Here is a 14,400-nt window from a genome sequence, read left to right as displayed (position 1 = left end):
GCAAATCACTTATCGACGCCGAAGTTTTGACAATGAATTCAATTTTAAACACTCTGAGCCTAAATCGTAGCAGTGCTAGCATCATTGATGCTTATGGTGTAAACAGCCAAAAGGCTAGCACAACCAAAACGGATGCTAGTGCTGAAACGACACAAACCCAATCGAGTGTGACTAAGTCCGACCAAGCAAGTTCTGATGAGATTGCCTTATCCCCACGAGCACTACGGGCTCAAAAAATTCAGGCAATGTCGAAGGATTTTTTTGCTGACGGCAAATTCAGCGTTGCCGATATTCCTGCACTAGTTTCTCGATTACAACAGGACGGTATTTTATCCGATTCACAGGTAGAGCGTTTATCTCAAAATGGTATTAAAGTGCCGAGTAAGGAGACGCCAAGCAAACAATCACTGCAGGATTTTTTGGATGATGAATTAAAAACACTCGCCAAAAATTCACCTAATAGCTCACTCATCAACACCTTAGTCGATGCAAAAAGTGTGCTGTCCAATATGGATGATGCCCAGTCGCCAGTATTAGCACAAAAAGCCGCCAAGGTATTTGGGCAATTAACAGAGTATATAAACTCTGAACCGCCTATGACCGACAAGCAAAAACAACTTTGGCAAGGGCTTAAATCAACCATGCAAGTAGCGTCATCACTTGGGGCTCAGCAATCTGCATCTGGTCAATTAAGTAGCTATTTAGCATTAGCAAAACGTTAATTAAAAAGTGAATAACTGTGAGCAGAGCCAGTATGTTATCAACTTCTGTGCAATAGCCTGCTTTATGACTTAGGTCAAGGTGTGATGCTCAGATCATTGGGCTTTGCTACAGTTCTTATTTGTTCTTTTCTTCTATCCTAGAAACTATGATCTGGATCATGGAAGTTTCAGCATTGATACCGCTTAATACGCTATATATTGTGCTTATGGATTATTTAATCACTATATGTAGTGTTAATTTTAATCGGGATGGAGAGGAACTGAACAATGCCAGTCGTGATCAAGCGGGATGGTTGCCGCACACCTTTTGATGAAACAAGGATAAGAGATGCAGTGATGGCCGCTGCAAACTCGGTTGGGATAGAGGATGAAGACTATGCTGCGACTGTTGCTGCTTGTGTCAGTCAACGTGTTGCCTCATTAACCGAAGTTGATATTCATCATTTGCAAGATGCTGTAGAAAACTTGCTAATGGAAGGCCCTTATAAGTCATTAGCTCGAGTGTATATTGAATATCGCCATGACAGGGATATTTGTCGCGAAGCGACCAGTAAATTAAATTTAGAGATCCGTGGTCTAGTTGAACAGAGTAATGCCGCGCTGCTAAATGAAAATGCCAATAAAGACTCAAAAGTTATTCCAACACAACGTGATTTACTGGCTGGCATCGTGGCTAAGCATTATGCCAAGAGTCATATTCTGCCAAAAGACGTTGTGGCAGCCCATGAAGCGGGTGAAATCCATTACCACGATCTCGATTACTCGCCATTTTTCCCGATGTTTAACTGCATGCTCATTGATTTGGCGGGGATGCTGACCCATGGCTTTAAAATGGGTAATGCCGAGATTGAAACTCCAAAGTCAATTTCTACCGCGACCGCAGTCACTGCGCAGATCATCGCCCAAGTCGCGAGCCATATTTATGGCGGTACGACCATTAATCGCATTGATGAAGTGTTGGCCCCTTTCGTGGCAAAAAGTTATGACAAACACTACCAAGTCGCGTTGAATTGGCAGATTAAAGATGCCAAAGCATTTGCTACTGCTCAAACTGAAAAAGAATGCCATGATGCCTTTCAGTCCCTTGAATATGAAGTGAATACTTTACACACGGCCAATGGGCAGACACCATTTGTCACCTTTGGGTTTGGCTTAGGGACTTCTTGGGAATCACGCCTCATTCAGCAATCTATGCTCAAAGTGCGTATGGCTGGTCTCGGTAAAAATCGTAAAACCGCCGTATTTCCAAAGCTGGTGTTTGCCATTCGCGATGGTATTAACCACAAGGCAGGAGACTGCAATTACGATGTAAAACAAATGGCACTCAAATGCGCGAGTATGCGTATGTATCCCGATATTCTCAACTATGAACAGGTTGAAAAGGTGACGGGATCATTTAAAACTCCAATGGGTTGTCGTAGCTTTTTAGGTACTTATAAGGAAAATGGTGAGTTAGTCCATGAAGGGCGAAATAACCTCGGTGTGGTGAGTCTTAACTTGCCCCGTATCGCCTTAGAAGCCAATGGTAATGAGGCCGAGTTTTACCGTATTTTAGATGAACGCCTATTACTTGCCCGCAGAGCATTAGATACACGTATCGAACGCTTAAATGGCGTAAAAGCACGAGTGGCACCGATTCTTTATATGGAAGGGGCTTGCGGTGTGCGTTTACGTGCTGATGACGATATTGCGCAAATTTTCAAAAATGGTAGAGCATCGATTTCATTAGGTTACATTGGATTACATGAAACCATTAATGCGCTCTATGGCACTCAATCCCATGTGTTTGATAGTACTGAATTACGGGAAAAGGCCATTGCGATAGTTGCCTATCTCAAGGCTGCGACTGATGCTTGGAAAGCAGAAACAGGTTATGGTTTTAGCTTATATAGTACGCCCAGTGAGAGCCTTTGTAGTCGTTTCTGCAAATTGGATGCGAAGCAATATGGTGTAGTGGCAGGCGTCACTGATAAAGGCTATTACACTAATAGTTTTCATTTAGATGTAGAAAAACACGTAAACCCTTATGACAAAATCGATTTTGAACAGCCCTATCCGGCAATTGCTAGCGGTGGGTTTATTTGCTACGGCGAATATCCCAATATGCAACATAACCTCGAAGCATTAGAAAATGTCTGGGATTACAGTTATAGCCGCGTACCTTATTATGGGACAAATACGCCTATTGATGAATGTTATGACTGTGGTTTTACTGGGGAATTTAGCTGTACAAGTAAAGGGTTTACTTGTCCGAAATGTGGTAACCATGAGCCAAGCAGAGTGTCAGTCACTCGCCGTGTTTGTGGTTATTTAGGTAGCCCAGACGCAAGACCATTTAACCATGGTAAGCAGGAAGAGGTAAAACGTAGGATCAAACACTTGTAACCATCTTGCATTATTCTTCTGTTAAACTGACCTTGGAACGCAGTACGAGAATACTCTGCTGCGTTGCGTGTTTTAGTCTAAATTGGCTCAAGGTGTTGAACCTAGGACTGAGTTCATGAATTATCACCAATATTATCCCATCGATGTGGTCAATGGTCCGGGAACCCGGGCAACCTTGTTTGTTTCGGGCTGTGAGCACCAGTGTCGTGGTTGCTATAATCAAAGTACTTGGGATGTGCGATCTGGTCATCCTTTTGATAAAGCAATGGAAGATCGTATTATTGCGGATCTTAATGATAAGCGCATTGTTCGCCGAGGCCTGTCACTTTCCGGGGGCGATCCTTTATTGCCCGCTAATCTTGAGGCGGTATTAGCCTTAGTTAAACGGGTCAAAGCCGAATGTGAGAATAAAGACATTTGGCTATGGACAGGTTATGTACTTGATGACCTATCTGAACAGCAAAAGGCTGTGCTTACTTACATTGATGTACTGGTTGATGGAAAATTTGAACAAAGTTTAGCGGATCCAAGTTTACCATTTCGAGGTAGCAGTAATCAGATCATACGTTTGTTATAAAAGCGGTAACGAGGATCTGCAACTTGCTGTTATAATCCCAAGCCTTGACACAGATGCTAGCATAATTAGGCTAAGATTTTACTGTGGCTAACATAGGTAATTTAAGGTAACAGAATGAATTTAAAGCAAGAACTGCAGCAGCTTAATGATAAGCTAGATAAATTTCGTCGTAAACTTGCTGCGGCTGAACAACGAGGTGATGAGGCTGTTATTGCTCAGTTCAAACGCGAAATCGCTGCAGTCACTAAGCAAATTAGCAGTGTAAAAGGCCAACATACACGCTTATTGCATAAGCAGGGAGATGATATTAAACATCTGCCTTTTCATCGAGCGTTGACTAAAGCAGAACAAGCGGACATGGGGCAATTGAAAAAGTCCGTTAAGGGTCTGGTTGTGGTTCACCCAATGACGGCTCTCGGCCGTGAGATGGGATTAACCGAAGTGACGGGTTACGCTCCTGCGAAGTTTTAAGACTCAAGATACGTAAATCTGGCACAAGTAAATAGGGGAGAACAAGTATAGATTCGAGTGTCGATGATATGCTACTTCCCTCATTGTCAGGTCGGCAATCAGATATAATCAAACCTGATTTATATTGCAGTTGATTGAATGGATTGCCCAATACACTTTAAAATACGGTGCTCGTTGCTTAAGAGCCTAACTTAGTTTTGTTTTTAGGGATGTTTCTTCGTCTCATGGAATGAGAGTTGTCGTTAAGGTTATGTCATGTCGATAAAATATGTCGCGACGTCAAAGTTACCCACTCCTTGGGGTGTGTTTGCTATGCATGGTTTTGAAGATACAGAAACAGGCAAAGAGCATGTCGCACTCACCTTTGGAACACTTAGTGCTGATGAGCCTGTTTTAGGCCGTATCCATTCAGAATGTTTGACTGGTGATGCGCTATTTAGCCTGCGTTGTGACTGTGGTTTTCAGCTACAAACGGCTATGCAAAATATTGCCGAAACAGGTTGCGGTTTTATTTTATATTTACGTCAAGAAGGCCGTGGAATTGGCTTGTTGAATAAGATCCGCGCCTATGAGTTACAAGATAAAGGTGCAAATACGGTTGAAGCAAACGAGCAATTAGGTTTTCCTGCGGATATGCGTAAGTACGATATGATCAAACCCATGCTTGAGCAGATTGGTGTGAAGCACGTACGTTTAATGACCAATAATCCGCGCAAAGTCAAAGCGATGAAAGAGTTTGGTATAGAAGTCGTTGAACGAGTTCCTCTGCAAGTGGGCAAAAACCGTTATAACGAAGCCTATTTAAAAACCAAATCCACAGAGCTAGGCCATATGATGTCCGAGTATCATTTTGTAGATGAAGACTGAGTGTTTTGAGCTAATAACCGGTTAAGTCATATAAACTAGGATGGTTTAAGTCAATTGAGCCCTTTTTTTAGCCGGTTATACTTAAAAAATTTACCTGTGTCGGCGTGGCTATTAGGGAGCCTTATTCCTAATGTGACGTTGGCGCAGGCCTATCTATCAGAGCAAGATTTCATCCCTTCTTCACCAACGAGCAATCATTTAGCCGCAGAAAATCAGAGTAATCCTAATTCTGTATATGCTTTTGGTAGCTACCTTGGCACAGGGGTTTATCGAGCGGCAGAACAAAATGCCACGGTTGTGAGCGTTCCGCTTTCCTTCGATTTTCAAAAAGACAATGACAGCCAAACATGGCTACGCTTGCCTCTCTCCTTTGGTTTTTTTGATTATTTAGCCCAAGATCTCACCGAAGGTGAATTTCCTTCATCCGTTGGGACTATGACGGTCACTCCAGGTATTGAGCACCATTGGCAGGCAAGTGAAAACACGCGTATGGAGGCCTATTTTGATGTGGGTTTTGGAACAAACTTCGATACCAGTGAGAATGTGGCAATTTTAGCGACAGGTATAAGTACCTTATATGATTTTACTCTGGGTGGAGAAGAGAGTGTTTGGGTATCGAGATTACATTTTGCTGGCTATAGTGAGCGACTTGGTCATCTCACAGACCAATTTGCAGTACTACAAACTGGTATTGATATAGGGCTTTCACCTCGTTGGCAATGGCAAAATATCCAAGTTCAACCCAGACTATTTGTACTCGGTTATTGGTATTTTAATGCACTCAATTTCAGTAGTGATAGTGAACAGGATACGGTAGTTTCGGGGAGTTATGAACTGGGTGCGACCTTTGCTTTTTCTAAGCCTATAGGTGCAGATTTACTCAGTATCGACCGAATTGGCTTAAGTTATCGCACAGGTGATGGATTAAGCATTTGGCGTTTATTATTTAGTTTTCCTATTTAATATTAATCCAGTTCTAATTCACTTCTACACACTTGAAACCCCGTCAAAGCGCTAAAAAGTTAACATCTTAACCGCTATTTTTTAAACATAGCTATTACCCTGCCGATTTCTGTGCATCCCGCATCTTCTTATCCATTAAGACAGCTATTTGACTACTAAGCTGTAATATTTGCTCTTGGATCAGCTTGCGTTGTTGCTCAGCCGCTTCTGAATTATCACCTTCAAGCTTTGCTAGCATTTCTTGCAAGGCTTTTATCTGCTCTTTTATCCGTTCGATTTGTTGATCAATTGGAGAGGTGGCTTTTTCTGATTCAGCGGCTTCGGCTTGTTGTTTTTTCTCTGCGTTACTTTCTCTTAGTGCGGAGCCAAAATCGGTGGCTAAAGCCGTACGACCAGCATTGGAGATTGATACAGTATCTTGGCTGCTATTCTCTTCAGTGCTATCTGTCGTGGCGGCAGATGATGTTGGAGATATGGCAATATAAGCACTGGAAACGGGTTTAAATATAGTGCCACTTGCCGCATTGTTTAATCCATTAATATTCATCGAGGGCTCCTAATTACGCCTGATATGACAATACTCAACTTGTTATCGGCAGGGAATTAAGATACTGAAGTCATTTTTTATGCGCAACATAATCGTTAAGAAGGTAGCCCTGATGTAATAAGGGCCAAAGCTAGAAATAAAGTGACAGCGACTTAGTTTTTCTTACCCCATATGTGGCTGTTGATATCATCAGTAGGTTGAGACTTATTTTGGACAGATGTTTTTATAGTCTGCCCTTGATTGGCCGAATGAATCTTGCTCGCTTTTTTAGGAGCAGTAGCGGTTACATTTTTCGGTGGGGGTAAAGGTAGCTTATTGGCTTTTAGGTATAAGTATTCTACTTTCTCCCTTGCCCAGTCGGTTTTTCTTAAAAAACGCAGGCTAGATTTAATGCTGGGATCATGGGTAAAACAACGGATTTGTATTCTCTCACCTAATTCTTCCCAGCCGTAACGCTCGACTAAATCAGTCACTATGGTTTCGAGTTTAATGCCGTGTAGTGGGTTATTTGCTTGAGTCATATTCTGTATATTGCAATGAACTATGGTCGAGATTATAACAGTTTTATAGGCAGAATTAGAGGCGTATTTGCTAACATAAAAACAGGCACTGTAATAGTGCCTGTTTAGTATTATCCATTTAGACGTGAAGCGATAAACTTAGGCTTCGTCTGGTAGTTCTGACTCGTTATCAATTTCACCTTTACCTTTCATTTTCACTATCAGTAGACCAGTGATGACTAAGGTTGAAATTACGCCCGCAACGGTTGATAGGGTCATTGGCAAACCCGCACCTAAGGTGGCTGAGTTTAGCAGGAAGGTGATAACCACGGTTGTCATAAACATTGCTGGAATTGTTGTGATCCAGTGCAGTTTATTATGGCGTAATAGGTAAGCAGAAGCCGTCCATAACATTAATACTGCCGTCGCTTGGTTTGCGACGCCGAAGTAACGCCAAATCACACCAAAATCGACTTGAGTCAGCATGCCACCAATAATAAACAATGGGATAGCTAACACTAAGCGTTTTGGCAGCGCAACTTGTGGCATTTTAAAGAATTCAGCCAAGATCAGGCGAGCTGAGCGGAAGGCCGTATCACCAGAAGTAATAGGTAGAATAATGACACCTAGGATTGCCATAAAGCCACCAACTGCACCGAGTAAACCCGTTGAGGCTTCATATACTACGTTAGCAGGGTTCCCCGCCATGCCAGTGCTAAGACCTTCTACACCACCGAAGTAGGATAGAGCAATTGCACACCATAGTAATGCAATGATGCCCTCACCAATCATGGCACCAAAGAACACGAAGCGGCCATTGGTTTCATTTTCGACACAACGTGCCATTAGCGGCGACTGGGTTGCATGAAAACCGGAAATCGCGCCACATGCGATAGTGATAAACAATGCAGGCCAAAGTGGCATATCTTTAGGGTTTAAGTTTTGGAAGAAATCTCCTGCTTGTACATTAGGCAGTAAAGTATGCTCGCTTGATAAAATAATCGCGAAGGCAAGACCAAATGACATGAAAAACAGTAGCGCACCAAAGAAGGGGTACAGGCGGCCGATAATTTTATCTACGGGGACAACGGTAGCGATCAGATAATAACAGAAGATAATACCAACGAAGATGCTGACATCCCAGCCTGTTAGCTTGCCTAGTAGCCCTGCAGGTGCAGAGATAAATACCACACCAACGAGCAACAATAGGATGATGGCAAACACATTCATAAAATGTTTTGCGCTCTTACCGAGGTATTTACCCGCTAGGTTAGGTACGGATTGACCACCGTTACGGACCGACAACATACCTGAGAAGTAGTCGTGTACAGCACCAGCAAAAATACACCCTATGACAATCCATAACATTGCTGCTGGACCATAGAGTGCGCCGAGGATAGGACCAAATATCGGACCAACACCAGCAATGTTCAGTAATTGGATTAAATAGACTTTACCCTTAGACATAGGTACATAGTCAACACCGTCAGTTTGAGTAAACGCAGGTGTTTGACGTTTAGCGTTGATACCGAAAACCTTTTCGACAAAAGCACCGTAAATAAAGTAACCGCCGATCAATAAACCGACACAGAGTAGGAACCACATCATTTTGTTATCTCCCCATTTGAGTTGCGAGGAGTGTAAACAAGTTGTTTACATAAAACAGTGCAATCTTACTTAGTGGTCGAAAATGTAGGGTCAGCGGCAATAGGATGGCTTGAGCGGTTTTTTGTCAACATCAGTCTTTAGATGGAGAGGTACGCTTGTGGGTTATTGGAAACCAAAAAGCTGTTTTAAACTCTTAAGATAACGACGTGACACAGGCACTTTCCCCCCTGAATGTGTTGTGACTTCTGCTCCAGTATCCAATAATTCAATTTCAGCAATGGCCTTAGGTGCGATTAAGTACTGACGATGACAACGCACGAGTGGTGTTTTTTCTTCGAGTACTTTTAAGGTTAATTGGGTATGGACTTTGCCTTTTGTGCAAGCCACATGGATCCCACTTAAATCACTAAAGACATATTCAACATCCGTGATTGAGATGACTTTCAATTTGCTACCACTGTAGCAGGGCAGGTGCTCCAGACTTGTCGGAGCGATAGAACTCACGGCCTGTGGCGTGAGATTTTTACGCACATGTTTTAGTGTTTGGCAAAGTCGGTCGGCATCAATGGGTTTCAGTAAATAGTCAAAAGCATGATTATCAAAGGCCTTGACGGCAAATTCATCGTAAGCAGTGACAAATACAATTTTAGGTAGGTTATCGGGATCGAGCATAGCAATCAGCTCCATTCCAGAAATACGCGGCATTTGAATATCAAGGAAAATAAGCTGAGGCTTTTCTTTGGCAATGATTTGTAATGCTTCTATTGCATTGCTGCATTGCCCTATGATTTCCAGATCGGCTTCTTGACTGAGAAGTTCGGTGAGTTCTTCACGAGCAAAAGGTTCATCATCAACAATTAAACAAGTGATCACGTATTGGTTTCCATCGATTCAATTGGAAGGCGGATAATGACGCGAGTGTATACATCTCGCTCACATTCTACAGTTATGCCGTATTGTTCGCCAAATAGGTTTTGGATACGCTTATGGACTAAGTTCATACCCAGCCCTTCAGACCCCGAAGTCGGCTCATATAAACCAGCATTATCAGTAACATCTAGTTCTAAAATGTTGTTTTCCAATTTACCGGTTACTTTAATTTGTCCTTGCTCAATCATATGAGATGTACCGTGCTTTACGGCATTTTCAATGATAGGCTGCAAGGTAAATGCAGGTACCTTACAGGGATATAAGGGTTCAGGAATTGCGATGTTGACCTGTAATTTATCAATAAAACGCGCTTTTTCAATAGTGAGATAGGATGCGATGTGATCTAACTCATCTCCAAGGGTAACTAGGCCTGTTGTACGCTTAAGATTAATACGCAAAAATTGTGATAATTGCTGTAATAGTTGTTTTGACATATCAGGATCGCGTTTGATAATGGCACTAATAGTATTGAGAGCATTAAACAAAAAGTGTGGATTAACCTGCGCTTGGAGCAATTTTAATTCGGCTTGAGTGAGTAAATTTTGTTGTTGCTCGAAGCGACCATATAGGATTTGATTCGATAATAGCCGTGCAATACCTTCACCTAACGTTCTATTAATATTCAAAAATAGCTTATTCTTAGGTTCATACAGTTTAATTGTACCTATAACTTCATTATCACTACGCAGTGGAATCACGAGGCTAGAGCCCAATTTACATTGACTTGAAATTGAGCAGGCATAGGGGGTTTCAACGCCATCGGCAAACATCACTTTATTCTGGTTAATGGCTTCTAGGGTTATTTGAGATGAAATAGGCGTCCCTGGAAGATGATGATCAGCTCCTATACCAATAAAAGCTAAGAGTTTTTCTCTATCTGTGATCGCAACTGCACCGACATTGGTTTCTTGGATCACAATCTGTGCAACTTTACCGCTACTTTCCTCATTAAATCCTTTAGAAAGTAAACCTACACTCCGCTCAGCAATTTTTAGGGCCTTGGTTGAAAAGCTCGAGGAAAGCTTATCAAACATGGTTTTTTGATCGCGGATCATACTCATAAATAGAGCCGCGCCGATAGAGTTGACGAGTAACATAGGTGGTGCAATTTGGCGAACCAATTCCCATGCGGCGTCAAATGGGCTTGCAATCAGTAAGATAATGCTCATTTGCATCATCTCTGCGTAAAAGGTGACTAAACAAACCAGCAGTGGATTATAGATAAGTTCACTTTTACCTGCTCTACGCAGATAAAAACCAATCATACCGGCAGACAATCCCTCCATCGTTGTCGATATGGCACAGGCAACATCTGTAAACCCTCCCATAGTATAACGATGCAGCCCACCTGTGAGTCCAACAAGAAAACCAGTAACTGGCCCCCCCAATAATCCGCCGAGTACAGCTCCCATGGCACGAGTATTCGCAATTGCACCCGAAGTTTGTTCACCAAAGTAGGTTGCCATAATGCAGAAACAAGAAAAAATCAGATAGATGAAAACCTTGTGGGGCAGCCGAGGAGAGGTCTCGGCAAAAAGCTTAAATAATGGGGTTTTACTGACTAAGTAAACGATCACTAAATACAGCGACATCTGTTGGGTCAGTAATAGGATCAAGGACATAATGGCTCACATTATCGTCACAGATGTCGGCGTACAGATTCAAATTGACAGTATGTGCGCGAGATCAGAGTTAAAATTTAACAGTTCGGATATAAAGAACAATATTAATTGCATCTTTTGGAGAGGGTATGTCCGATTCTGTTCACGGTCATGATGTTATGGCGCTGATGGTAGCCCATGGTGACGCTATTTTAAAGTCTGAATTGATTTCCCTGATGGCACAAACATTTGGTGAGTCTGCTCGCTATCATACTTGCAGTATTGAGGGATTAACTGCATCGGAGTTGATTGATTTTTTAGTGACTAAAGGTAAGTGCCAAGAAACTTTGCAGGGAATGACTGTTGTTGCAGGACGTCAATGTCATCACTGATTATCCTTACTAACTTGAAGTGTGTTCGAGCGTGTTGATATTTAGAGATTGAGATTAAATAACCCTAAGCATCACACGCTTTTGTCAGGTATCTTCTTCCTCTTTATTAATGAGTCGATATTGTTCATCTGTTGAACGATGGCTGAATTCGTCAATTAACATTCGCAGTAACCGCGACTTTGCAATTTTGGTTGCTTTTGAAAGGTTATCGAGCTGGGAGATACTGGTTTCTGTTAGGGTAAAAGTGGCATGTCGATATATTTTTACTGATTTTTTATTTAACCCTTGATTCCCCATTTTTGGGGCTGCAGTTAATTGACTCTCTTTACCCAAGGCGTAATTATTCGCATCTTCGATAAAATCATCCACAGAAATAGGGGTGATAATGTGTTTGGGTTTCTTGCGTTTAAGATCAGTTAAGCTCATAGCTATTTTCTGGTGGTAATGTGAATAATTCATCCACAATGGCACGAATTTCATCAGCGGCTTTTCCATCGGGTTCGATTTCGATGACAGAAGAGCCTTTTTCTTCACTATCATCATAAATGTTACGACAAAAAGTGACCGAGTTGAGTACCTTCAATCCAAAGGACTGTACAACTTCTTTGGCTTCTAAAATCCGCTTAAATTGTGTAGGAAGTGCAGGGCATTGCGTGAGCACAATAGTGGCAACCATTTTAGGATTGACCATTTTACAGGTACTGAGCATATCTTCCATGTGGGGTAGCGTTTTAAGATCCCGCCTTTTGGGTCTTAAAGGGATCACAACATAGGCTGCGACTGACATCGCAGCGCGCATTGCAAGGTTATCTTGGCCACCACAGTCTACTATCACGTAATCGAATCGCTCATTTAAGCTGAGTAAATCGTTACGTATTTTCCCGTAGAGTTGAATACAGTTAATCGGGGGTAAACTTGGGTCATTATTTCTGGCTTGGATCCAATCCGAAGTCGTTCGCTGTGGATCGCAGTCAACCATAAGAACATTGGCTTGAGATTTTTGTTTGATATAAACCGCGATATTTTGTGCGAGACAACTTTTACCGCTTCCTCCTTTCTCTCCGCCTACCAGCAATATCATGGTGACATCCTCTGACTGAATCTTTGAATTAATTCAGTGTAGAACAGCCCCATGAACCCTGCATAGCTCGAATCAAATTAAAGTAATTGCATGGCAATATGATAGCTTTTCTCGTGGCATTGAGCGCAGCGACAGACTTGACCTTTTACGCTATTTTCTTCGGGAGTATGGGGATTGAAAGTGACCTCAACTAGCTCGCCGAGTGCGAAAGGATGTTTATAGTCAAACATGATACCCTTCCTCGCTAAGTCAATACAGACACCATCATCACAATGGCTAACGCCATCTTGATCGATCCAATTTAGGAGTACTCGTTCTGCTTCCATATCGACTCGCAGAGAGGCGCGTTTTTCTTCAAAGCCACTATGATGCTCACCCATAATTTAATTGCCTTGTAAATAATTGATCTTTGTAGAACTAGCATAATTGCTTTTTGGCAGAATACCAATGTGAAAGCGAGGTCTTTGGTGAGAGTTTTAAATAAGGACGGTAGTGCCACTGAATGGGGACAATGGCACTGACTCGGGTATGTGATTAGTTGTCGTATTCTTGATTTTTTGGGTAAGGCATTTTTAGTTGGCCCCAACGGATCACAATTACGGTTGCAGCTAAGATTAAGGTTGATAGTGAAATGGCTGCAATTCGCCAATCATCCATACTTTTCATATCCAAAATCAGATAACGCGCTAATGCTACGATAGCAATATACAGTGGCATCCGTACGGGTAATTTACCCGATTCAGCGTAGTTGGCCACCATAGCTAAGACTTCAAGATAAATAAACAGTAAGAGTAAGTCTGCGAGCGCTACCGCACCAGCATTAAAAATATGAACAATTTCCTGTCCAATTGCGACGACTGTTGCAATAGCAATAATGATTAATACGAAATGTTCTACGGCTTTAAGGCCTTTTGCCCCGTATTGACGATAAAATGGCATATAAACTCCCTACGCAATATTTTTATAAATAGTAACAGTAAAAGTGGGTTAATTAGGGAAAAGTGCGTAAATTCTCTGTGACTCAATTCACAAGATAGATATCGGCCACAGTATAAAGAGGGAGGCGTTAATCTATGGGGGCATAGAAAACATTAATGTATCAACAGAACACCGATAATGTTGAACTATTCAGGTATTTAATTTCTATCATCAAAAAGTATACAGGGAGCACAAATTTTAAGTAGTTAAGCTATCGATAGGAGTAAGTTAGCTATCAACGAAACTACTTATGTTGGCGTTTTTGCCATTTAAACATAATGGAATATTTCCACAAATTACTGATAAGCAAATAACCAATCGAAGAAAAAATCACACCTAATACCAAACAACCGACTAAAAATGCAGGGCCAATTGTTGTGAGTGATGACTCAATCCATTGCCAACTGGCTTCGAAGGCAAATTCCTGCGGGGCATGATCTAAAATTTTTGCGCCCAATAAATAAGCACCATAAAACATCACAGGCATAGTGAGTGGATTCGTAATCCATACTAATGCAACGGATACGGGGATATTGACATTAAATAGAATGGCAAATGCCGCTGCTGCAACCATTTGGAAAGGCATAGGGATCCATGCGACAAAAAGACCAACAGCAAAAGCGCCGGGGGCGGATTTTCGGTTCAACGCCCAAAGATTTGGGTTGTGTAGTAAGCGCCCAAATATGCGTAAATGTTTATGTTCACGTAGGGTTTCAGGCTTAGGCATAAATTTTTTGATTAATTTTTTTGGCATAGCTGAAATTGCTGTCTTAACTTA

At 41.9% G+C, this 14,400-nt stretch carries 17 protein-coding genes; 7 read left to right on the top strand and 10 right to left on the bottom strand.

Annotation, left to right across the window (positions count from 1 at the left end; genetic code table 11):
- Positions 1-32: 32 nt before the first annotated feature.
- The 6 genes from SPUTW3181_RS13395 to SPUTW3181_RS13370 all read left to right on the top strand — a co-directional run bounded on the left by SPUTW3181_RS13395 (position 33) and on the right by SPUTW3181_RS13370 (position 5,985).
- Positions 33-722 carry a hypothetical protein gene (locus tag SPUTW3181_RS13395; RefSeq protein ID WP_011789844.1) on the top strand — a complete coding sequence of 230 codons (690 nt, stop codon included), beginning with the start codon at positions 33-35 and terminating at the stop codon, positions 720-722.
- Positions 723-989: 267 nt separating this feature from the next.
- Positions 990-3,107 carry an anaerobic ribonucleoside-triphosphate reductase gene (gene nrdD / locus SPUTW3181_RS13390; RefSeq protein WP_011789843.1) on the top strand — a complete coding sequence of 706 codons (2,118 nt, stop codon included), beginning with the start codon at positions 990-992 and terminating at the stop codon, positions 3,105-3,107.
- A 115-nt stretch (positions 3,108-3,222) separates the two neighbouring features.
- A complete protein-coding gene (gene nrdG, locus SPUTW3181_RS13385; protein WP_011789842.1) occupies positions 3,223-3,684 on the top strand; it encodes an anaerobic ribonucleoside-triphosphate reductase-activating protein in 462 nt (153 codons plus the stop codon).
- 114 nt (positions 3,685-3,798) lie between these two features.
- Positions 3,799-4,155 (top strand): YibL family ribosome-associated protein, encoded by a 357-nt coding sequence (locus SPUTW3181_RS13380; RefSeq protein WP_011789841.1) that lies wholly within the window; start codon positions 3,799-3,801, stop codon positions 4,153-4,155.
- A 255-nt stretch (positions 4,156-4,410) separates the two neighbouring features.
- Positions 4,411-5,022 carry a GTP cyclohydrolase II gene (gene ribA / locus SPUTW3181_RS13375; RefSeq protein ID WP_011789840.1) on the top strand — a complete coding sequence of 204 codons (612 nt, stop codon included), beginning with the start codon at positions 4,411-4,413 and terminating at the stop codon, positions 5,020-5,022.
- A gap of 171 nt (positions 5,023-5,193) precedes the next feature.
- Positions 5,194-5,985, top strand: a complete 792-nt coding sequence (locus tag SPUTW3181_RS13370) for a hypothetical protein (RefSeq protein WP_227498162.1) — start codon at positions 5,194-5,196, stop codon at positions 5,983-5,985.
- 94 nt (positions 5,986-6,079) lie between these two features.
- Here the strand turns inward: SPUTW3181_RS13370 and SPUTW3181_RS13365 are convergent, their stop codons facing one another.
- The 5 genes from SPUTW3181_RS13365 to SPUTW3181_RS13345 all read right to left on the bottom strand — a co-directional run bounded on the left by SPUTW3181_RS13365 (position 6,080) and on the right by SPUTW3181_RS13345 (position 11,192).
- The gene (locus SPUTW3181_RS13365) at positions 6,080-6,532 is read right to left on the bottom strand and encodes a FlxA-like family protein (protein ID WP_011789838.1); all 453 of its coding nucleotides are present in this window, start codon (positions 6,530-6,532) and stop codon (positions 6,080-6,082) included.
- Positions 6,533-6,684: 152 nt separating this feature from the next.
- Positions 6,685-7,053 (bottom strand): VF530 family DNA-binding protein, encoded by a 369-nt coding sequence (locus SPUTW3181_RS13360; protein WP_011789837.1) that lies wholly within the window; start codon positions 7,051-7,053, stop codon positions 6,685-6,687.
- Positions 7,054-7,191: 138 nt separating this feature from the next.
- Complete coding sequence (locus tag SPUTW3181_RS13355) at positions 7,192-8,640, bottom strand: carbon starvation protein A (protein WP_011789836.1); 1,449 nt, start codon at positions 8,638-8,640, stop codon at positions 7,192-7,194.
- A gap of 162 nt (positions 8,641-8,802) precedes the next feature.
- Positions 8,803-9,513, bottom strand: a complete 711-nt coding sequence (btsR, locus tag SPUTW3181_RS13350; RefSeq protein ID WP_011789835.1) for a two-component system response regulator BtsR — start codon at positions 9,511-9,513, stop codon at positions 8,803-8,805.
- Positions 9,510-11,192, bottom strand: a complete 1,683-nt coding sequence (locus tag SPUTW3181_RS13345) for a sensor histidine kinase (RefSeq protein ID WP_011789834.1) — start codon at positions 11,190-11,192, stop codon at positions 9,510-9,512. Before SPUTW3181_RS13345 ends, btsR begins: the two co-directional genes overlap by 4 nt.
- 128 nt (positions 11,193-11,320) lie before the next feature.
- Between SPUTW3181_RS13345 and SPUTW3181_RS13340 the strand changes: the two genes are divergently transcribed.
- A complete protein-coding gene (locus tag SPUTW3181_RS13340; protein WP_011789833.1) occupies positions 11,321-11,563 on the top strand; it encodes a YecH family metal-binding protein in 243 nt (80 codons plus the stop codon).
- Between the two features lie 84 nt (positions 11,564-11,647).
- Here the strand turns inward: SPUTW3181_RS13340 and SPUTW3181_RS13335 are convergent, their stop codons facing one another.
- From SPUTW3181_RS13335 to SPUTW3181_RS13315, 5 genes are all read right to left on the bottom strand, one after another.
- Complete coding sequence (locus SPUTW3181_RS13335; protein ID WP_011789832.1) at positions 11,648-11,989, bottom strand: ribbon-helix-helix domain-containing protein; 342 nt, start codon at positions 11,987-11,989, stop codon at positions 11,648-11,650.
- Positions 11,976-12,644: an AAA family ATPase gene (locus SPUTW3181_RS13330; RefSeq protein ID WP_011789831.1), complete on the bottom strand. Its 669-nt coding sequence runs from the start codon at positions 12,642-12,644 to the stop codon at positions 11,976-11,978. Before SPUTW3181_RS13330 ends, SPUTW3181_RS13335 begins: the two co-directional genes overlap by 14 nt.
- A 77-nt stretch (positions 12,645-12,721) precedes the next feature.
- Complete coding sequence (locus SPUTW3181_RS13325; protein ID WP_011789830.1) at positions 12,722-13,024, bottom strand: PilZ domain-containing protein; 303 nt, start codon at positions 13,022-13,024, stop codon at positions 12,722-12,724.
- Positions 13,025-13,178: 154 nt separating this feature from the next.
- A complete protein-coding gene (locus SPUTW3181_RS13320; RefSeq protein WP_011789829.1) occupies positions 13,179-13,583 on the bottom strand; it encodes a phosphate-starvation-inducible protein PsiE in 405 nt (134 codons plus the stop codon).
- Positions 13,584-13,866: 283 nt separating this feature from the next.
- Complete coding sequence (locus SPUTW3181_RS13315; protein ID WP_011789828.1) at positions 13,867-14,376, bottom strand: DUF2062 domain-containing protein; 510 nt, start codon at positions 14,374-14,376, stop codon at positions 13,867-13,869.
- Positions 14,377-14,400: the final 24 nt, after the last annotated feature.

Source organism: Shewanella sp. W3-18-1 (genome assembly GCF_000015185.1).
Classification (GTDB): Bacteria; Pseudomonadota; Gammaproteobacteria; order Enterobacterales; family Shewanellaceae; genus Shewanella; species Shewanella putrefaciens.
Note: the sequence above shows the minus strand (reverse complement) of the source record. Positions and strands in the feature narration are given on the sequence as shown.